Origin of the sequence: Sphingomonas populi (assembly GCF_004208535.1) — a bacterium.
In the GTDB taxonomy this organism is placed as follows: domain Bacteria; phylum Pseudomonadota; class Alphaproteobacteria; order Sphingomonadales; family Sphingomonadaceae; genus Sphingomonas; species Sphingomonas populi.
In genome coordinates this window covers 72,970-92,993 of sequence record NZ_SGIS01000007.1, presented here as the reverse complement: position 1 = coordinate 92,993, position 20,024 = coordinate 72,970, and the positions used below count along the sequence as shown (strand labels likewise).

Here is a 20,024-nt window from a genome sequence, read left to right as displayed (position 1 = left end):
TCTGAGTTCCTTCATAGAGCGCCTGGGCAATGCGGCGCCGTTTGCATGCGGCTTATAGTCGGACCAAAATTGTCAGGGCAAGGCTTTGATCGTGGCGCCGGGCTTGCCCATTGCGCTGGCGGTGTCCTCAAGCGCGAGATCGACCAGCACGCGCATCGCCGCGCTGGCCGCGACGGCGTCCCCCGCCGCGATCGCCTCATAGACGCGGGCATGATCGGGGATCGGGTTGCGCGGCAGCGCGCGTGCGCGCTGTTTGTACTGGGTCGTCCAACTCACCGCCGCGCCGATGCTCGCCGCCAGCACCATCATCGCGTCGTTGCGGGTCGCGCGCAGGATCGCGTCGTGGAAATCGCGGTCGGCGATGCGGCCGGCTTCGGTGGCAAGCGAATGGCGACGCATTCGCGCGAGAGAATCCTTGAGGATGCGCAGGTCGTCACGATCCCGCCGCTCGGCCGCGAAGCCAGCGGCGGCGGGTTCGACCACCGCGCGCAGTTCGAAAAGATTGCGCACGAATTGCTCATCGGGTTCACCCGCGAACGCCCAGGTCAGCACGTCGGGGTCGAGCAGGTTCCAGCGCGCGCGCGGCAACACGCGCGTTCCGGCCTTGGGTCGACTTTCGACCAGCCCCTTGGCGGCAAGCGCGCGGATCGCCTCGCGATACGCCCCGCGCGACACATCGAGCGCTTCGGAGAAATCCACTTCGCTCGACAGGATATCGCCAGGCGCGTAGGTGCCCGACACGATCGCGACGCCGATTTTGTGCGCGATCGAGCCATGCAGCCGCCGCCCGGTGCCCCGAGGCGCCCGCTCCAGTGCCGTGCCATCGACCTCTTCGCCCTGTTCGGTCATCCTCGTCTCCTTGCGCAGCCGTAACAGCCGTTTCGGCTTTGCAAAACGAAAGATTGCGTTTCGCGAGGCTCGCAAATAAGTAGGAGTAATTGGGACGCCGTCGCGAACGGGCCTGAAAAGGCATGTCGTTTGCTCGCGACGAGACAGAGAGGATGGATCGCATGGCCCTGCGCCGGTTGCAGCACTGTACCCGGTCAAGCACGCGCTCGGCCACCGTCAAGGCGTCCTGATCGATGGACCCGATCCGTATCGGCATCGTCGGCATGGGCAAGATTGCGCGCGATCAGCATCTGCCCGCAATTCGCGGCGATGCGGCGTTCAGCCTCGCCGCGACGGTCAGCCCGGTGGCGGATCAGGGCGTCGCCGGCGTGCCGCATCTGCCGAGCCTCGACGCTTTGCTGGCGCACGGTCCGGCGGTCGACGCGGTCGCGCTCTGCACCCCACCGCAGGTCCGCTACGATCTCGCCGCGCAGGCGCTGGCGCGCGGCATCCACGTCTTTCTCGAAAAGCCGCCCGGAGCGACGCTCGCCGAAGTCGATGCGCTGGAAGCGCACGCCGCCAAAACCGGCGCGTCGCTGTTCGCCGCATGGCACTCGCGCTTCGCCGCCGGGGTCGCGCCGGCGCGGGCGTGGCTGGCCGAGCGGCAGATCGAGCGCGTCTCGATCGTGTGGCGCGAGGATGTCCGCGTCTGGCATCCCGGGCAAGCGTGGATCTGGGAGCCGGGCGGGCTTGGCGTGTTCGATCCCGGCATCAACGCTTTGTCGATCGCGACGCATATCCTGCCGCGCCCGTTCTTCCTGCGCGCGGGTACGCTCGCCATCCCCGCCAACCGCGCCGCGCCGATCGCCGCCGATCTCAGTTTCCGCGATACCGCCGGCACGGAAATCCACATGGATCTCGACTGGCGGCAGACCGGCGCGCAAAGCTGGGACATCATCGTCGAAACCGACGCGGGCACTTGTAAGCTGTCGCGTGGCGGCGCGGTGCTGACGCTGCCGAGCGGCGCCGAGCACAACGAAGACCGCGAATATCCAGGGCTGTACGCACGCTTCGCCACGCTGATCCACAGCGGGCGCAGCGATGTCGATACCAGCCCGCTCAAGCTGGTCGCCGACGCGTTCTTGCGTGCGCGGCGCGATACGGTCGAACCATTCAACGATTGACGGGAGGACGAGGATGAAAAGACTTTTACGCACGCTGCTGGGCGGCATCGCGCTCGCTGGGGCGGCGACCGGGAGTGTCGCACAGCAAGCCGCACCCGCGCCTGATACGGCGACGGTGACGCTGCACGGCGAAAAGCCCGGCCCGGTCTATGATCGCCGCATCTTCACCCAGTTCGCCGAGCATCTCGGCAACGGCATCTATGGCGGCCTGTGGGTCGGCAAGAACTCCAAGATCCCCAATACGCGCGGTTTCCGCAACGACGTGGTCGGCGCGCTCAAGGAGCTCGGCGTGCCGATGGTGCGCTGGCCCGGCGGCTGTTTCGCCGACGAATATCATTGGCGGGAAGGCATCGGCGCGCAGGCTAAGCGCCCGGTCAAGATCAACACGCATTGGGGCGGCGTGACCGAGCCCAATGAGGTCGGCACGCACGAGTTCATGGATCTGATGGATCAGATGGGTTCCGAGGCGTACATCTCGGGCAACGTCGGCAACGGCACCCCGCGCGAGATGGCGGAGTGGGTCGAATATATGACCGCCCCCGCCGGCAGCCTCGCCGATGAGCGCGCGAAGAACGGCCACAAGGCGCCGTGGAAGGTGCCCTATTTCGGCATCGGCAACGAGCTGTGGGGCTGCGGCGGTAACATGAGCGCCGCCTATGCCGCCGATGAGACCAAGCGCTACGCCACCTTCGTCGTAGCACCCGAAGGCACCAAGATCCTCAAGGTCGCGTCGGGCGCCAATGGCGACGACTATAAATGGACCGAAACGATGATGCGCGATGCCGCCGGTCAGATCGACGGCGTGTCGCTGCATTATTATACGATGTCGGGCGGCTGGCCGCCGAGCGCGTCTGCGACCGAGTTCGACGAGGCCGGCTGGGCGCACACGCTGTCCGATGCCGAGCGCATGGAGGAGCTCGTCGCCAAGCACAGCGCGATGATGGACAAGTTCGATCCGCAGAAGAAGCTGTTCCTCGCGGTCGACGAATGGGGCACCTGGTACTCGCCTGAGAAGGGCACCAACCCAGGCTTCCTGCGTCAGCAGAACACGCTGCGCGACGCGCTGGTTGCTTCGGTCCATCTCGACATCTTCGCCAAGCACGCCGATCGCGTCCGCGTGACGGCGATCGCGCAGATGGTCAACGTGCTGCAGGCGATGATCCTCACCGACGGCGCCAGGATGGTGAAGACGCCGACCTACTACGTCTATGAGATGTACAAGCCGTACATGGACGCGACCGTGTTGCCGATCGACGTCAAATCGCCGTGGTACAACAAGGACCAGTGGACGATGCCGGGCGTGTCCGCCTCGGCGGTGCGCGACAAGGCCGGCAAGGTCCATGTCGCGCTGTCGAACCTCGATCCGAACAAGCCGGTCACGGTCAGCGTCGCGCTCGGCGGCGTGAGCGCGAGCACTGTGTCGGGCCGAATCCTGACGGCCGCGACGATGAACGCGCACAATGATTTCACCACGCCGAATGCCATCGCCCCCGCCGCCTTCACCGGCGCGCGGATCGACGGCACGATGCTGACGGTGGCGCTGCCGGCCAAGTCGGTGGTGATGCTCGACCTGCAATAAGCACGAAGACGCACTTCGGCATGCCGACGTTGGCGCTCGCGAAGGTCGCGGGTGTCCAACGCCGGCAGTGGCCGCAAGCAGAGGATTGAACATGATGGACCTGACCCGTCGCGGTTTCGTCGGTGGCGCCGCCGCGCTTGCCGCCACGCCAGCGCTGGCGCGCACCGCACCCAAAGCGGCGATCACCAACCCGCTGGTCAGGAACCGCGCCGACGCGCAGGTTTTCCGCCATACCGACGGCAGTTACTACATGACCGGATCGGTGCCCGAATATGACCGGCTCGTGCTGCGCCGTTCGAAAACGCTCGCCGGCCTCGCCACCGCAGCGGAGCGCGTATTGTGGCGGCATGAGAAGACCGGGCCGATGTCCGGCTTCCTCTGGGCGCCCGAACTGCATCTGATCGACGGGCGCTGGACGATGTATTTCGCCGCCGGCCCGAGTGGTGGTGGCGAGGACGTGTTCCGCATCCGCACTTATGCGGTGGTGTGCGACGGGCCGGACCCGATGACGGGCGCCTGGAAGGTGCTTGGTCAACTCCAGACCGAATGGGACAGTTTCAACCTCGATTCCACCTCGTTCGTCCACAAGGGCCAGCGCTATCTGGCCTGGGCGCAGCGCGAGCCGGGGATCGACACCAACAGCAACCTCTACCTCGCGCCTTTGAAGACGCCGCTGACGCTCGCCGCCAAGCAGGTGCGGCTGTCGGTGCCGACGCTCGATTGGGAAGTGCGCGGCTATAAGGTCAACGAGGCGCCGGCGGTGCTGGCGCGCAACGGTCGCCTGTTCATGACCTATTCGGCGAGCGCGACCGATGCGCGCTATTGCCTGGGCATGCTGACCTGCCGCGACGATGCCGACATCATGGATGCGGCCAACTGGTCGAAATCGCCGCAGCCGGTGTTCAAATCGTCGCCCGCGCACAAGGTCTATGGGCCGGGCCACAACAGCTTCACCACCGACGAACGCGGCCGCGACATGCTGGTCTATCACGCGCGCGATTACGCCGAGATCAAGGGCGATCCTTTGTTCGATCCCAACCGCCACACCCGCGTCCAGCCGATCCGCTATGCACCCGACGGCACACCCGATTTCGGCGAGCCGGTCGCCAACGGCGTGCTGCGCGCGTGAGCGGCATCGATCGTCGCACTTTGCTCGCCGTCGGCGCGGCGGCGGCGGTTCTGCCTGACGTCGCCGGCGCGGCGCAGCGTGGCACACGCTCGCTCGCGCCGACGCCGCCGATGGGATGGAATAGCTGGAACAGCTTCGCCACCACCATCACCGAAGCCCAGGCGATCGAGACCGCCGGCATCATGGCGGCGAAGCTGCTGCCCGCCGGCTACGACATCTTCACCGTCGATATCCAATGGTATGATCCCGACGCGAAGAGCTACGACTATAACGCCAAGCCGGTGCCGGTGATGGACGGTAACGGTCGATTGCTGCCCGCACCCAACCGTTTCCCGTCGAGCGCGTCCGGTGCGGGTTTCGCGCCGCTCGCCGCCAAGGTCCACGCGCTTGGGCTGCGTTTCGGCATCCATGTCATGCGCGGCATTCCGCGCCTCGCGGTCGAGCGCAACCTGCCGGTGCCGGGGACATCCTACCACGCGCGCGACATCGCCGACGTGACGAGCGTCTGCTCGTGGAACCCCGACATGTACGGCGTCGATATGCGCAAGCCCGGCGCGCAGGCCTATTATGACAGCGTGTTCGCGCAATATGCGCGCTGGGGCGTCGATTTCGTCAAGGTCGACGACATGAGCCGCCCGTATGACGCGCACGCACCCGAAATCGAGGCGGTCGCGCTGGCGATCAAGCGGTCCGGGCGGCCGATGATCCTCAGCCTGTCGCCCGGCGAGACGCCGGTGATCCGCGCCGATCACGTCCGCCGCCATGCCGAGATGTGGCGCATCGCCGACGATTTCTGGGACGAATGGCCGCAGCTCGCCGCGCAATTCACCCGCTTCGAGAATTGGAGTCCCTACATCGGCGGCGGACGCTGGCCTGATGGCGACATGCTGCCGCTCGGTCGGCTCGCGCTGGGCGCGCGCGATTCGCGTTTCACGCCCGACGAGCAAAGGACGCTGATGACCTTGTGGTCGATCGTGCGCTCGCCGCTCATCATGGGTGGCGACCTGCGCCATCTCGACGCCGCCACGCTGGCGCTGCTGACCAACCCGGAGGTGATCGCGGTCAACCAGGCGAGTTCGGACAACCGCCCGCATATCCTTGAAGACGGCACCCGGCTGTGGAGCGCGACCGCACCCGGCGGCGGGCAATATGTCGCGTTGTTCAACACCTCGGCCAAACCGCGCCGTGTCGCGCTGCCGCTCGACCGGATCGGGCTGCGCGGGACGGTCAGGGTGCGCGACCTGTGGGCGCGCACGGCGCTTGCCGACATGTGGGACGCGGTCGCGCAAGACCTGCCGCCGCACGGCGCGAGCCTGTTGCGCGTTGTTCAGCGGCGTTGAGAGGATGACCGGCAGGCTTGCATCCATCCGACGGGCACTGCGCGCGGCTCTGCTGTGCGCGATGCCCGTCTGCCTCGCCGCCGCACCCGCGCCAGTCGCGTCGCAGCTCGATCGCGACGCGATCCTCACCCAGCATTACGGCAACGACGCCGATTGGTATCGCGACCGCATTCCGCTGTTCGACAGCTCGGATGCGACGCTCGACGCGGTGTATTATTATCGCTGGCAGGTGTTCCGCGCGCACCAGCGCGATCTCGGCGCCAAGGGGTATATCTCGACCGAGTTCCTCAACGATGTGAGCTGGCAGCGCGAGCCCTATGCCAGCCTCAACGACGCCACCGCCTTCCACATCGCCGAGGGTCGCTGGCTCCGCGACCGCCGCTTCGCCGACGATTACATCAACTTCCTCTATCTCGACGGCGGCAACGACCGGCATTTCAGCGAGAGCATCGCCGATGCGGTGTGGGGCCGCTACCTCGTCGATCACGACCGCGACGCCGCCGTGCGGTTGTTGCCGGCGATGCGGCTGATCTACGGATTATGGGACGACCGCTTCGATTTCACCAAGGGGCTGTACTGGATCGAGCCGCTGCTCGACGCGACCGAATATACCGTCTCGTCGATCGACGCCTCGGGCGGTAAGGACGGGTTTCGCGGCGGTGACGCGTTCCGCCCGTCGATCAACAGCTTCCAATATGCCAATGCGATGGCGATCAGCCGCCTGTCCGCGCTTGCGGGTGATCCCGCGACGGCGGCGAACTATGCTGCCCGCGCCGGGCAGTTGCGCGGTCGCGTGCTCGATGCGCTGTGGAGCGACAAGTTCGGCCACTTCATCGACCGCTACAAGGTTAGCAACGACCATGTGACATATTGGAACCAGATCCGCGCGCGCGAGCTGGTCGGCTATCTGCCCTGGACGTTCGGGCTGATCGGCGCCGACGCGAAGTTCGACCGGGCGTGGACGCATATCCTCTCGGCGAACGAACTCGGCGGCCCGGCGGGCTTGCGCACCACCGAGCCGAGCTATCAATATTACATGCGGCAATATCGCTACGATGCGGCGACGGGCCTGCGCGAATGCCAGTGGAACGGACCCGTCTGGCCGTTTCAGACGACTCAGGTGCTGACCGGCCTCGCCAACCGCCTCCACGACGGCCCCGACGGCGTGATCGGGCGCGGCGATTATCTGCGATTGCTGCGCCAATATGCGCGGATGCACTATCAGGGCGACACGCTGGATCTGGAGGAGGATTACGATCCCGCCACCGGCAAGCCGATCGTCGGCCTACCGCGCAGCCACCATTATTTCCACAGCGGCTTCGACGATCTGGTCATCTCCGGCCTCGCCGGCATCACCCCGCAACCCGACGACAGCGTCGTGGTCGATCCGCTGCTGCCCGCGAAGGACCGCGCCAGGGACCGGCTGCGCTGGTTCGCGGTGCAGGACGTGCCCTATCACGGCCGGTCGTTGTCGGTGGTCTATGACGAGGACGGGCGGCACTATCGCGGCGGCGCGGGGTTGCGCGTCTATGTCGATGGCGTGCTGGCGGCGTCGCGGGCGACGCTCGGCAGGCTGGTCGTGCCGGTCGCAGCCAAGGCCAATCCGGCGATCAAACGCCCGCTCGCCCAATCGATCAGCCTCGTCCGCACCGAATATCCCAAGCCGAGCGCGTCGAGCGGCATCGATCCCGAGCGGCTGCATCAGGGCATCGACGGGCGCGTGTGGTTCATGCCCGAACTGCCCAACGGCTGGGAGTCGACCGGCACCACGCAGGACGAATGGTTCGCGGTCGATTTCGGCAAGCCGGTCACGCTCACCCGCGCGGAAGTGTCGTTCTTCGCTGGCGGTGTCTTCGCGATGCCCGACCGCTACCGGATCGAATATCGTGTAGACGGCGCCTGGCGACCGCTGGAAACGAACGGCGCGGCACCCCGCGCCAACGCCACCAATGTGCTAAGCTGGCAACCGATCCGCACCGATGCGATCCGCCTCGCGATCCGCAAGCTGGCGGGCCAGCAAGTCCGCCTCGCCGAGATGAAACTGTTCTAATATCGGGTTGTTGCGCGTCACGCGGCGCGCTGCCAAGACGGGCGTATCATCTTCAGGGGAGATAGTATGCGCGCCCTTCTGCTCGGCCTGACGTTTCTTGCCGCCCCTGCACTCGCGCAGGCACCCGCCATTTCGGTGCAGACGCTCAAGCAGGTCACGCAGACACTCTCCTCCGATGCGTTCGAGGGGCGCAAGCCCGCGAGTCCCGCCGAGGACAAGACCACCGCTTATATCGTCGAGCGCTTCAAGGCGGCGGGGCTCAAGCCCGGTGTCGATGGCGGCTGGTTCCAGAACGTGCCGCTGGTCGATATGACCGCGACCAACGTCGCGCCGATGACCATCACCGGCGGCAAGACCCCGCTCATCCTCGCCTATCGCAGCGACATGGTGGTCAAGACCTTCCGTGTCACACCGCATATCGCGGTGAAGGACAGCGAGGTCGTCTTCGTCGGCTACGGTATCACCGCGCCCGAGCGCGGCTGGAACGACTATGCCGGCGTGAACGTCAAGGGCAAGACCGTCATCATCCTCGTCAACGATCCCGACTGGCAGAGCGCGGAGCGCACGGGTTTGTTCGAAGGCAAGGCGATGACCTATTACGGCCGCTGGACCTACAAATACGAAGAGGCCGCGCGGCAGGGCGCCGCCGCCGCGATCATCGTCCATGATACCGAGCCGGCGGCCTATGGCTGGGGCGTCGTCCAGTCGAGCAACACCGGCCCGCAGCTCGAACTCGACGAGAAGGGCGATCACATGAGCGAAAGCGCGGCGGTCGGCTGGGTTCAGCTCGACAAGGCCAAGGCGCTGTTCGCGAGCGCGGGCAAGGATTTTACCGCGCTCACCGAAGCCGCCAAGCACAAGGGCTTCCGCGCGGTGCCGCTCGGGCTGAAGGCGTCGGTGTCGTTCGACAATACGATCCGGCGGCAGGCATCCAAGAACGTCGTCGGCATCCTGCCCGGCACGTCCTCGCCCAATGATTACGTCCTCTACAGCGCGCATTGGGATCATCTCGGTCACTGCGACGCGGTGAAGGGCGACGGCATCTGCAACGGCGCGCTCGACAATGCCAGCGGCGTCGCCGGTCTGGTCGCGCTCGCCGAGGCGCAGGCCAAGGCCGGGCCGACCAAGCGCTCGATCGTGTTCCTGTCGGTGACGGCCGAGGAAGCCGGGCTGCTCGGCTCGCGGTATTACGCTGAGCATCCGGTCTACCCGCTGTCGCACACGGTCGGCGGGGTCAACATGGACGTGCTCAACGTGAAGGGCCGCACGCACGACTTCGAGATCACCGGCGCGGGCAAGTCCGAGCTCGAGGACATGATGAAGACCTTGGTCGAGGCGCAGGGCAGGGTGGTCAAGCCCGAACCCAACCCCGAACGCGGCAGCTATTTCCGTTCGGACCATTTCAGCTTCGCCAAATTGGGCGTGCCGATGTTTGACGGCGGCGCGGGCGAGGATCTGGTCGTCGGTGGCGAGGCCGCAGGCCATGCCGCGACGCTCGACTATATCGCCAACCGCTACCACAAGCCGCAGGACGAATATGATCCCAAGTGGGATTGGTCGGGCGCGGTCGAGGATCTCACCCTATATTACCGGCTGGGCCGCGAACTCGCCGATGGCGACGCCTGGCCCAATTGGTACAAGACCGCCGAATTCCGCGCGATTCGCGACAAGCAGCGCGCGGCCGCGCAATAGGAACCTTGCATGACCATGATCGTCCCTCCCGCCGAATGGGCACCGCATAAGGCTGTCTGGATCGGTTTCCCGAGCCATCCCGAACTGTGGGAGGACGATCTCGAACCGGCGCGTGAGGAAGTCGCCGCGTTCGGCCGTGCGGTCCATGTCGGCGGCAAGGGCGAGCGCGTGATCCTCGTCGCCGCCGATGACGCCGCGGCGCAGGCCGCGGAGCAGATGGCGGGGGACTATGCCGAAGTCGTGGTCCAGCCGTTCGGCGACATCTGGCTGCGCGACACCGGGCCGATCCTGCTCGGCGACGGCAGCGCGCGGTCGTTCCGGTTTAACGGCTGGGGCGGCAAATACGATCTGCCCGGCGACGACGATGTCGGGCTGCGGCTGGCGGCCACGATCGAGGCGCCGGTCGAGCGGTGCGAATGGGTGCTCGAAGGCGGCGCGATCGACGGCGACGGCACCGGGCGGTTGGTCACCACCGAACAATGTTTGCTCAACCCCAATCGCAACCCCGATCTGAGCAAGGACGAGATCGCGGCGCGGTTGCGCGACGATCTCGGTTTCAGCGAGATCCTGTGGCTGGGCGACGGCCTGCTCAACGATCATACCGATGGCCATGTCGACAACCTCGCGCGCTTCGTCGCGCCGGGCGTGGTGGCGATTCCCGAGCCGACCGAGAACGATCCGAACGCGGCGGTCTACAGCCAAGCCGCCGATGCGGCGGTTGCGGCGGGACTGAAGGTGTCGCGGATTCCCTCGCCCGGCGAAGTGCTGCGCGACGACGAGATCGTCCCGGCGAGCTATATGAACTTCTACATCGGCAACGCCGCCGTCGTCGTGCCGCTCTACGGCGCACCCAACGACGACGCGGCGGTCGCGGCGGTGCAGGCGCTGTTCCCGGATCGCGAGGCGGTGGGGTTGCGCGCCGATGCGATCCTGACCGGCGGCGGCAGCTTCCACTGCATCAGCCAGCAGATTCCGGCCTGACCCCTTCCGTCACCCCAGCGCACGCTGGGGTCTCTCGGTGAGACGCGAAACGCTCGCCCAGCCACCGGGAGACTCCAGCTTGCGCTGGAGTGACGATTGGGGAGGCAGGCGCTCACTCCACCCCTGGGTCCTTCACCGCGCGAACGTATCCGCGCGCTGCCCCAGCAGCGTCACCTCGACACGGCGGTTGAGCCGCATGCCCGCCGCCGTCGTGTTGCTCGCCACCGGATCGGCCTTGCCGTGGCCGGCGACGCGGAAGCGCGCCTCGGTCACGCCGAGATCGTCGAAGGCGGTACGGACGCTGTCGGCGCGGCGTTCGGACAAAGCCTTGTTGTGGGCATCGGTGCCGCGTGCATCGGTGTAGCCGTCGATTGATACGCGCACGCCGGGATTGTCCTGGAGATAGCCCGCCAGCGCGCGGAGCTTGTCGATCGCGCCGGGGCGCAGTTCGGCCGAATCGGTGCGGAACAGCACGTCTTCCTGCAACGTCATGCGCGCACCCTGCGGGGTCTGGCGGAAATGATAGTCGCGCATCGCGGCGCGGTCCCAGCGGCCGGGGCCGCCAGCGCGCGGACCCTCGCCGTCGCGGAGCCGGCCGTGGCGATCCCAGTCGAAGCGCGCGCGATCGTTACCCGCCACGTCGGCGAAGGCACGGTTGGCGGCATCGGCCTCGCGCCGGTTGATGAAGCCGTCGCGGTTGAAATCGAAATTGCGCATCACGAACGCGCGACCGCGCGGCGTCGCGCGCAGCTCGGGAAACAGGATCGGCACGCCCGGCCCGGCGAGCCGGTAAGGCCGGTCGCCCGCACCCCAGTCCCAGCGACCTTGCGCATTGGCCGGAACGGTCGCGAGCAACGCGCTCGCGGCGGTCGCGGCGGCGAGGATCATCCGGTTGGTGGTCTTCATGATAAACTCCCTATGACCCCCGCCATAAGGATGCTTTGCCGCGCCACGCTTGAACGCGCGGTGAGCCGCGCCGAAAGCTGAGGTTCAGCGAGCCAGCGGCAGCGCGACGTGCGAGGCTTCGCCGTGCAGTTCGGCGAACAGCGCCGCTTCGGTGCCGGTCATCCACACCTGCCCCTTGCCAGCCAGCGCCGCGAACAACGCGGCGCGCCGGCGCGGATCGAGGTGTGCGGCGACCTCGTCGAGCAGCAGTATCGGATGCCGCCCGGTGCGTTCCGCGACCAGCCCGGCATGCGCGAGCACGATGCCGAGGAGCAGCGCCTTTTGCTCGCCGGTCGAACACAAGGCGGCCGGTTGTGCCTTACCGAGATGGCTGACCGCGAGATCGGTGCGGTGCGGGCCGATCAGCGTCCGCCCCGCTGCCATGTCGCGCCGCCGCCCGGCGGCGAGATCGGCGGCGAGTGTGTCGCCCGCGCCGGTCCACCCCTCCAGCATCAGCCCGGCGCGCGCGAACGGCCCGTCGGGTTGCTCGGCCAGCCGCAGCCCCAGCGCCGCCACGGTATCGCGGCGCGCGGTGTCGATCGCGGCGCCATGCTCGGCCATCTGCGCCTCCAATGCGGCGATCCAGTCGAGATCGAGCGCCGCGCCTTCCGCCGCTTCGCCGAGCAGCCGGTTGCGTGCGCGCATCGCCGCATCATAGCGGTTGCTGTGAACGGCATGGCCGGGTGCGAGCGCCAGCGTCAGCCGGTCGAGGAAGCGGCGGCGTTCGGAGGCCGGCTCGACGAACAGGCGGTCCATTGCCGGGGTTAGCCACAGCACCGTCAGCCATTCCGCGAGCGCGGTCGCGGCGGTGCCGGCGCCTTGAATCCGCACGATCCGCCGCTCGGGTGCGGTGGCGAGCGTGCCGGTGGCGATCTGCACCTCCCCTCCCATTTCTGGGAGGGGTCGGGGGAGGGCCTGTCCTTCGGACGCTGCGTTTGCGGACAGGCCCTCCCCTAGCCCCTCCCGCAAGCGGGAGGGGGATTCTATCGTCTCCAGCACCGCCGCCACGCCGAATCCGCCCTTGCCGCCTTGTCGCGCCATCTCGCCCAGCGGCGCCGCGCGTAGTCCGCGCCCCGGCGCGAGCAGCGACACCGCTTCGATGACATTGGTCTTGCCCGCGCCGTTTTCCCCGGTCAGCACGACGAAGCCAGCGCCCGGCGTGAGCGTCAGATCGGCATGGTTGCGGAAATCGGTAAGGACGAGGCGCGACAGCATTCTGCGCGCCTTAGCGGTTTTCGCGACCATGACGCCAGTTTCACGCAAACGCCGCGTCGAAGCCGCTATAGCGCGAGTCGCCCCACGAGGAGACCATCCATGCGCCTGCCGTTGATCGCCCCCGCCGACCTGACCGATGCGCAGAAGCCGCTTTATGAGGACATGAAAGCCGGCATCGCCACCAACTTCAACGACTTCAAGGTCCTCGCCGACAATGGCGCGCTGATGGGGCCGTGGAACCCGTGGCTGCACGAGCCGGTGATCGGCAAGGCGGTGTGGGATCTCACCAAGGCGATGTCGATGCAGGCGACCTTGCCCGATGCGCCACGCCAGATCGCGATCCTGGTGACGGGCGCGCATTTCGACGCGGCGTATGAGATTTACGCGCACATCGCCATCGCCGAGCGCGAGAAGATGAGCGCGGCGCGCCTCTCGGCGTTGTGCGCCAACATTAAGCCTACCGATCTCGATCCACCGGAGAGCGTCGCGTACGATGTCGCCTTCGCGCTGGTGAACGGCGGCGTGCTGCCCGAGCCGTGCTACGCCCTGGCGGTCGAGACGTTCGGCCAGCACGGCGCCAACGAACTGATCTATCTGGTCGGGCTGTATGCCCTCGTGTCGATGACGCTCAACGGCTTCAACGTGCCGGTGCCGGAACGCGACTGATCGCCGCAATTTCGACATGACGCGAACGTCATTTCGCCGTGGCCTCGCGTCCATGTACAGCGGCATATGCGTTGCGGCGCACAATCCGGCCTCCTATGGCTCGGTGACCCGTCGCGGTGGCGGGCACCGGGTCAGGGTGCGTGTCGAAACGGGGCGTTGGGTCTTTTACGCGAATGGCGGCAAGCGATTACGATTATTGGCGATGGCACGATCCGTCGTTCCGGCGGCGCGCGATCGCGTTCGGGCTGGCGCTGGGGCTCGAACTGCTCATCGCGCTGCTGCTGTTCCTGTGGAGCGCGCAGCATCCCGCGCCGCCGCAGCCCAAGCCCAACGAACTCCGCGTGTTCGTGCCCTCGGAACTCCCCGATCCCGCCAAGAAAGCCGCCGCCAAGGGGGAGAAATCGCCCGTCCAGCATGCCGCCAAGGCGACCGCGCCGAAAATCACCAAGCCCAAGCCCGAAATCACGCCGCCCCCGCCGCCCGTACCCGTGCCCCCGAAGCTCATCACGCTGAGCCAGGACGATTACGCCGCGACCGACATCTCCAAGCTGCCGACCCACGGCAGCGACAGCGGTGACGACAAGCCCGGCGGCGGCAACAATGGCGGCGCGGCTTATGGCCCCGGCGAAGGACCGGGCGGGCAGCGGCTGTACAACGCCGAATGGTATCGCGAGCCGACCGATGCTGAACTGGGCGGCTATATGGGCAAGATCGAGAACCCCGAATGGGCCGATATCGCGTGCCAGACGATCGCGAACTATCACGTCGACAATTGCCGCTCGCTCGGTGAATCGCCGGTCGGGTCAGGTATCGCGCGCGCGATGCGGCTTGCCGCGTGGCAGTTCCTGGTTCGCCCGCCGCGCGTCGGCGGCAAGCCGATGGTCGGCGCGTGGGTGAAGATCCACATCTACTTCACCCACCGCAAGGCGGAGTGACGCGCGCTCAGGCGGCGGTGCGCAATTTCTCCCCGCTCGCGGCGACGAGCAACCGGCGTTCGATGCCGCGCAGCCGCGTCGCGTTCGAGATCTTTTCGCCCGTCAGGTCGGTCAGATAGAACGTATCGACCGCGCGCTCGCCGTAGGTGGCGACATGCGCCGAGTGGATCGTCACCTTCGAATCGAACAGCGCATGCGCGAGTTGGTGGAGCAGCGCCGGGCGGTCGCGCGCGTTGACCTCGATCACGGTGAAGCGGTTCGACGCCTTGTTCTCGATCAGCACGTTGGGCGCGATTGAAAACGCTGTCGCGCGCGGCCGCGACAGCGGCTTGGCGAGGAGCTTGTCGACCAGCCGCCCACGCGCGGCGAGCGCGTCCTCGATTCCCATGCGCAGCCGCTTGAGCTGCATCTCGTCCTCGAACGGCCCGCCCATCGGGTCCTGCACGACGAAATTGTCGAGCGCCATGCCGTCGCGCGTGGTGTGGATGCGCGCATCGATGATGTTGCCGCCGGCCAGGCTGATTGCGCCGGCGATGCGGTAGAACAATCCGGGATGATCGGCGGCATAGACCGAGACGAGCGTTGCGCCGCGCTCGGGATCGGGGCGCGTATCGATCGAGAGTTGCGCCGCGCCGGCCTGATCGACCAGGTGCGCGTTCTGGATGAGCACCTCGTCGGGCTCCGCCACCCAATAGGGATCTGGCATGCGCCTGAGCAGGGCGGCGAACTTGGCTTCGTCCCAGCCGAGCGCCACGCGCAGGCTGGCCTGCTTGGCGGCGATCCGCTCCTCGCGGCCCTTCTGCTTGTGCCCGAGCCGCAGCACCTCTTCCGCCGATTCGTACAGATCGGCGAGCAACTGACGTTTCCAGCTATTCCACACGCCCGGCCCGACCGCGCGGATATCGACGATGGTGAGCAGCAGCAGCAGCCGCAGCCGCTCGGGGCTTTGCACCATCTCGGCGAAATCGAGGATCGTCTTGAAGTCCGACAGGTCGCGCTTGAACGCGGTTGCCGACATCAGCAGGTGATAGCGCACCAGCCACGCGACCGTCTCGGTCTCGGCGTCGCTCAAGCCCAGCCGCGGGCACAACCGATGCGCGACTTCGGCGCCGAGGATCGAATGGTCGCCGCCGCGCCCCTTGGCGATATCGTGAAACAGCACCGCGACGTAGAGCGCGCGCCGCGACACGATCTGGTCAAACACCACGGTCGCGAGCGGATGGTCGTCGGTGAGCGCGCGCTTCTCGATCGCCGACAGCAGCCCGATCGCGCGGATGGTATGCTCGTCGACGGTGTAGTGATGGTACATGTCGAACTGCATCTGCGCGACGACGCGGCCGAAATCGGGAATGAAGCGGCCGAACACGCCCGCTTCGTTCATCCAGCGCAGCACCGTTTCGGGGTCGCGCGGCGACGTCAGCACGTCGAGGAACAAGGCGTTGGCGCGGGCGTCCTGGCGGATATCGTCGGCGAGCTTGGCGTCGCGCGCGGCGGCGCGCATCGTCAGCGGGTGGATTTCCAGCGCGTGCTGGTCGGCGAGCGCGAACACCTCGACCAACCGCACCGGATCGGCCCGGAAGAAATCGTCATCGGGGATCGCCAGCCGGCCGCGTTCGATCACGAAGCCGTGCAGCTTGCGCGGTGCCCGGCCGCGCCCGAGCATCGGCAGCCCGAAGCGCCGCCCCCGCGCCGCGAACTTCTCGTCGAGATGCGCGAGGAATACGCCGGTCAGGTCGCCGACGCGCTTCGCCTGCAGGAAGTAATAATGCATGAACCGCTCGACCTTGGACTTGCCGGTGCGGTCGGCGAAGCGCATCCGCTGCGCGATCTCGGACTGCATGTCGAAGGTGAGCCGATCCTCGGCGCGCTTGGCGATGCTGTGCAAATGGCAGCGCACCGCCCAGAGGAAATTCTCGGCGCGATTGAACTGGCGATATTCGGCGCGGCTGAGCAGCCCGGCCTCGACCAGTTCGCCCGGCTCGGACACGTTGTAGGCGTATTTGCCGATCCAGAACAGCGTATGCAGGTCGCGCAGGCCCCCCTTCGCTTCCTTCACGTTGGGTTCGACCGCGTAGCGCGTGTCGCCCATCCGTTTGTGGCGCGCGTTGCGCTCGGCGAGCTTCTCGGCGATGAAGCTGCGCACCGTATCGGCCTGCACCTCGACCTTGAAGCGGCGCGCAGCCTCATCATACAGCGGCTGATCGCCCCAGACGTAACGCGCCTCCAGCAAGGCGGTGCGGATCGTCACGTCGCTCTTCGCCTGGCGCACCATCTCGTCGAGCGAACGGCTCGAATGGCCGACTTTCAGACCGAGATCCCACAAAGCATAGAGCATCGATTCGATAACTTGCTCGGCCCAGGCGGTCTGCTTCCAGGGCGTGAGGAAGCCGATATCGACATCCGAATAGGGCGCCATCTCGCCACGCCCATAGCCGCCGACCGCGATGATGGTCAGCCGCTCGGCGGCAGTCGGGTTGTGGACCGGATAGAGCCGCTGCGTGGTGAAATCGTAGAGCAGGCGAATCAACTGATCGACCAGAAACGCCTGCGCGGCGGCGATCTCCAGTCCGCGCGAGGGATGCTCGATCAACCGCCGCCCGATCTCGACTCGCCCGGCATCGAGCGCGGTTTTCAGGAGCGCGGTGCCGGCGGCGCGAAGCGGGATCGGGTCGGTGCCCTCGAGCGCGGCGAGCGCATCCGCGACAGACCGGCGATCGATGATTGCGCGGCGTTGGGTGAGGGAGTCGAAACGGGCTGGCATTGTGGAGAGATAGGGGATGATCGCGCGCGCGTCATGCCCTCACGTCGTCACCCCAGCGCAAGCTGGGGTCTCTCGGTGAGACTCGCATCATCCGCCCAGCCTGCAGAAGACCCCAGCTTGCGCTGGGGTGACGGAGTGTGGCTACATCAAACCCTTCAGCCGGTACAATTGCTCCAGCGCCTCGCGCGGCGTCAGCGCATCGGCATCGATCGCCGCGAGCGCCTCGCGCACCGGATCGGCGGGCGGCACCTCTTCCTCGCGTGCGGCGGCGAACAGCGGCAGGTCGTCGAGCCCCGCCGCGATGCCGCCGGTCTTGGCGCGGCCCGCTTCCAGCTTGGCCAGCACCGCCTTGGCGCGCGCCAGCGTCGCGGGCGACATCCCCGCCAGTCGCGCGACGGCAAGGCCATAGCTGCGATCGGCCGGCCCTTCGCTGACCTCATGGAGCAGCACCAGATCGCCCTTCCACTCGCGTGCGCGAACGTGGTGGAGGCTGAGTGCCTCGCAGCGTTCGGCCAGCCGGGTCAGTTCATGGTAATGCGTCGCGAACAGGCAGCGGCAGCGATTGTCCTCGTGGATCGCCTCGACCACCGCCCAGGCGATGGCGAGGCCATCATAGGTCGAGGTGCCGCGCCCGACTTCATCGAGAATCACGAAGCTGCGCGGCGTCGCCTGGGCGAGGATCGCCGCCGTTTCGACCATCTCGACCATGAACGTGGACCGTCCCCGCGCGAGATTGTCCGACGCGCCGACGCGGCTGAACAGCCGGTCGACGAGGCCGAGCGTGGCTGCGCTCGCCGGCACGTAGCTGCCGGCCTGCGCAAGCACCGCGATCAGCGCGTTCTGGCGAAGGAAGGTCGATTTGCCGCCCATGTTCGGCCCGGTCACGAGCCACAGCCGCGAGTCTTCTGAGAGTCGGCAGTCGTTGGCGACAAAGCGCTCGCCGCGCTTCGCCAGCGCATCCTCGACAACCGGGTGGCGACCGCCGACGATGTCGAAACAGGCATGATCGACCAGCGACGGCCGCACCCAGCCACCCTCGCACGCGCGCTCGGCCAGCCCCGCCGAGGCGTCGAGCCGGGCGAGCGCGTCGGCGGTGGCGGCGATAGCCTCGCGCCGGGCGAGCGCGGTGTGTGTGAGGTCTTCGAGATGCGCTGCCTCGGCGGCGAGCGCATGCGCGCCGGCCTGCGATACCTTGACCGCGACTTCATGCAGTTCGGGCGCGTTGAAGCGCACTACGCCGGCGAGCGTCTGGCGATGGGTGAAGCCGCTGTCAGGCGTCATCAGCGCATCCGCCACACGCGCGGCAACCTCGATATGATAGCCGAGCACGCCGTTATGCTTGATCTTCAGCGCGGTGATGCCGGTGCGGGCGCGATACTCCGCCTCCAGCGCGGCGATCGCGCGCCGCCCGCCCGCGCCGGCATCGCGCAGATCGTCGAGCGCGGCGTCATAGCCGGGCGCGATATAGCCGCCGTCCGAGGCGTCGATCGGCGGCGTCGCCACCAGAGACCGCGTGAGCAGGTCGATCAGCGCGCCGTGGCCGCGCAGCCGTGGCGCGAGATCGGCGAGCAGGGCGGGGGGACGCTCGACCCCGCCGAGCTTTTCGCCCAACCGCCACGCGCCATCGAGTCCGTCACGCAACTGGCCCAGGTCGCGCGGAGACCCGCGCCCCGCCGCGAGCCGGCCGAGCGCGCGGCCGATATCGGGCAGCGCCCGCAACGTCGCGCGGAGCGACTCGCGCAGGCCACCGTCCTCGCACAGCAACTGGACGAGATCGAGCCGCGCCTCGATCGCGGCACGGTCGACCAGCGGCGCGCCGATGTCGGCGGCGAGCGCGCGCGCGCCCGCGCCGGTCACGGTACGATCGACCGCGTCGAGCAGGCTGCCCTTGCGCGCGCCCGAGGTAGTGGCGGTGAGTTCGAGGCTCTCGCGCGTCGCCGCGTCGATCGCCATTGCCTGCGCGCTCTGGCGTAGCACCGGCGGGCGCAGGAACGGCAGCGCGCCTTTGCCATTATGGTCGAGATAGGCGACGAGGCCGCCCGCCGCCGCCAGCGCGGCGCGGCTGAACTGGCCGAAGCCGTCGAGCGTCGCGACACCGTACAGATCGCGCAACCGCGCCTCGCCGCGCGCGCTGTCGAAGCCGGGCTTGGGCCGCAGCGACGTCGTCACGTCGGCGAAAGCGCTGTCCTCGGCGGCGATCGTCTCGGCGGGGTTGAGCCGGGCGAGTTCGGTGGTGAGATTGGCGGCGCTCGTCTCGATCACTTCGAAGCGGCCCGTCGAAATGTCGGCGGCGGCGAGCGCCACCTCGCCGCCCGCCTCGCCGATCGCGACGCACCAATTGGCGGCACGCGCGTCGAGCAGCGCTTCCTCGGTCAGCGTCCCCGCCGTCACCACGCGGACGATGCCGCGCGCGACCAGCGTCTTCGATCCGCCGCGCTTTTTGGCTTCGGCGGGCGACTCGGTCTGCTCGGCGATGGCGACGCGGTGCCCGGCCTTGATGAGCCGCGCGAGATACCCCTCCGCCGCATGCACCGGCACGCCGCACATCGGGATCGCCACGCCATGATGCTCGCCGCGCGCGGTCAGCGCGATGTCGAGACAGGCGGCGGCGATCTTGGCGTCTTCGAAGAACATCTCGAAGAAATCGCCCATCCGGTAGAAGAGCAGGCAATCCTGCGCCTCGGCCTTGAGTGCGAGATATTGCGCCATCATCGGCGTG

The 20,024-nt window shown here is 67.5% G+C and carries 13 protein-coding genes and 1 pseudogene; 9 read left to right on the top strand and 5 right to left on the bottom strand.

Going from position 1 to position 20,024, the window contains the following annotated elements:
* Nucleotides 1–72 precede the first annotated feature (72 nt).
* Nucleotides 73–849 carry a FadR/GntR family transcriptional regulator gene (locus tag EWE75_RS06440; protein ID WP_130155838.1) on the bottom strand — a complete coding sequence of 259 codons (777 nt, stop codon included), beginning with the start codon at nt 847–849 and terminating at the stop codon, nt 73–75.
* Nucleotides 850–1,082: 233 nt separating this feature from the next.
* On the opposite strand from EWE75_RS06440, the gene EWE75_RS06435 reads away from it, so the two are divergent.
* From EWE75_RS06435 to EWE75_RS06405, 7 genes and pseudogenes are all read left to right on the top strand, one after another.
* Nucleotides 1,083–2,012 carry a Gfo/Idh/MocA family protein gene (locus tag EWE75_RS06435; protein WP_130155837.1) on the top strand — a complete coding sequence of 310 codons (930 nt, stop codon included), beginning with the start codon at nt 1,083–1,085 and terminating at the stop codon, nt 2,010–2,012.
* A gap of 13 nt (nt 2,013–2,025) precedes the next feature.
* Nucleotides 2,026–3,591, top strand: a complete 1,566-nt coding sequence (locus EWE75_RS06430; RefSeq protein WP_130155836.1) for an alpha-N-arabinofuranosidase — start codon at nt 2,026–2,028, stop codon at nt 3,589–3,591.
* Nucleotides 3,592–3,682: 91 nt separating this feature from the next.
* Nucleotides 3,683–4,711: pseudogene (locus tag EWE75_RS06425) on the top strand (glycoside hydrolase family 43 protein); the annotation flags it as partial.
* A 5-nt stretch (nt 4,712–4,716) separates the two neighbouring features.
* Nucleotides 4,717–6,060 carry a glycoside hydrolase family 27 protein gene (locus EWE75_RS06420; RefSeq protein ID WP_427915773.1) on the top strand — a complete coding sequence of 448 codons (1,344 nt, stop codon included), beginning with the start codon at nt 4,717–4,719 and terminating at the stop codon, nt 6,058–6,060.
* 4 nt (nt 6,061–6,064) lie between these two features.
* The gene (locus EWE75_RS06415; RefSeq protein WP_231708245.1) at nt 6,065–8,110 is read left to right on the top strand and encodes an MGH1-like glycoside hydrolase domain-containing protein; all 2,046 of its coding nucleotides are present in this window, start codon (nt 6,065–6,067) and stop codon (nt 8,108–8,110) included.
* A gap of 66 nt (nt 8,111–8,176) precedes the next feature.
* Complete coding sequence (locus EWE75_RS06410) at nt 8,177–9,802, top strand: M28 family metallopeptidase (protein WP_130155834.1); 1,626 nt, start codon at nt 8,177–8,179, stop codon at nt 9,800–9,802.
* Between the two features lie 9 nt (nt 9,803–9,811).
* The gene (locus tag EWE75_RS06405; protein WP_130155833.1) at nt 9,812–10,783 is read left to right on the top strand and encodes an agmatine deiminase family protein; all 972 of its coding nucleotides are present in this window, start codon (nt 9,812–9,814) and stop codon (nt 10,781–10,783) included.
* 132 nt (nt 10,784–10,915) lie between these two features.
* On the opposite strand, the gene EWE75_RS06400 is transcribed toward EWE75_RS06405, so the two are convergent.
* On the bottom strand, nt 10,916–11,689 hold the full coding sequence (locus tag EWE75_RS06400) for an OmpA family protein (RefSeq protein WP_130155832.1): 774 nt from the start codon (nt 11,687–11,689) through the stop codon (nt 10,916–10,918).
* 84 nt (nt 11,690–11,773) lie between these two features.
* Complete coding sequence (locus EWE75_RS06395; RefSeq protein ID WP_130155831.1) at nt 11,774–12,943, bottom strand: DNA replication/repair protein RecF; 1,170 nt, start codon at nt 12,941–12,943, stop codon at nt 11,774–11,776.
* Between the two features lie 99 nt (nt 12,944–13,042).
* Between EWE75_RS06395 and EWE75_RS06390 the strand changes: the two genes are divergently transcribed.
* Both EWE75_RS06390 and EWE75_RS06385 read left to right on the top strand, forming a co-directional pair.
* Nucleotides 13,043–13,609 (top strand): carboxymuconolactone decarboxylase family protein, encoded by a 567-nt coding sequence (locus EWE75_RS06390; protein ID WP_130155830.1) that lies wholly within the window; start codon nt 13,043–13,045, stop codon nt 13,607–13,609.
* 173 nt (nt 13,610–13,782) lie between these two features.
* Nucleotides 13,783–14,544, top strand: a complete 762-nt coding sequence (locus EWE75_RS06385; RefSeq protein WP_231708244.1) for a hypothetical protein — start codon at nt 13,783–13,785, stop codon at nt 14,542–14,544.
* Nucleotides 14,545–14,551: 7 nt separating this feature from the next.
* On the opposite strand, the gene EWE75_RS06380 is transcribed toward EWE75_RS06385, so the two are convergent.
* On the bottom strand, nt 14,552–17,305 hold the full coding sequence (locus tag EWE75_RS06380) for a [protein-PII] uridylyltransferase (protein ID WP_130155829.1): 2,754 nt from the start codon (nt 17,303–17,305) through the stop codon (nt 14,552–14,554).
* 141 nt (nt 17,306–17,446) lie between these two features.
* A complete protein-coding gene (gene mutS, locus EWE75_RS06375) occupies nt 17,447–20,017 on the bottom strand; it encodes a DNA mismatch repair protein MutS (protein WP_130155906.1) in 2,571 nt (856 codons plus the stop codon).
* Nucleotides 20,018–20,024 lie beyond the last annotated feature (7 nt).

Excerpts from the sequence above, each read along its gene's own strand:
- EWE75_RS06440 (WP_130155838.1), bottom strand. The coding sequence starts at position 849 with ATGACCGAACAGGGCGAAGAGGTCGATGGCACGGCACTGGAGCGGGCG.
- EWE75_RS06435 (WP_130155837.1), top strand. The coding sequence starts at position 1,083 with ATGGACCCGATCCGTATCGGCATCGTCGGCATGGGCAAGATTGCGCGC.
- EWE75_RS06430 (WP_130155836.1), top strand. The coding sequence starts at position 2,026 with ATGAAAAGACTTTTACGCACGCTGCTGGGCGGCATCGCGCTCGCTGGG.
- EWE75_RS06415 (WP_231708245.1), top strand. The coding sequence starts at position 6,065 with ATGACCGGCAGGCTTGCATCCATCCGACGGGCACTGCGCGCGGCTCTG.
- EWE75_RS06410 (WP_130155834.1), top strand. The coding sequence starts at position 8,177 with ATGCGCGCCCTTCTGCTCGGCCTGACGTTTCTTGCCGCCCCTGCACTC.
- EWE75_RS06405 (WP_130155833.1), top strand. The coding sequence starts at position 9,812 with ATGACCATGATCGTCCCTCCCGCCGAATGGGCACCGCATAAGGCTGTC.
- EWE75_RS06400 (WP_130155832.1), bottom strand. The coding sequence starts at position 11,689 with ATGAAGACCACCAACCGGATGATCCTCGCCGCCGCGACCGCCGCGAGC.
- EWE75_RS06395 (WP_130155831.1), bottom strand. The coding sequence starts at position 12,943 with ATGCTGTCGCGCCTCGTCCTTACCGATTTCCGCAACCATGCCGATCTG.
- EWE75_RS06390 (WP_130155830.1), top strand. The coding sequence starts at position 13,043 with ATGCGCCTGCCGTTGATCGCCCCCGCCGACCTGACCGATGCGCAGAAG.
- EWE75_RS06385 (WP_231708244.1), top strand. The coding sequence starts at position 13,783 with ATGGCGGCAAGCGATTACGATTATTGGCGATGGCACGATCCGTCGTTC.
- EWE75_RS06380 (WP_130155829.1), bottom strand. The coding sequence starts at position 17,305 with ATGCCAGCCCGTTTCGACTCCCTCACCCAACGCCGCGCAATCATCGAT.
- mutS (WP_130155906.1), bottom strand. The coding sequence starts at position 20,017 with ATGATGGCGCAATATCTCGCACTCAAGGCCGAGGCGCAGGATTGCCTG.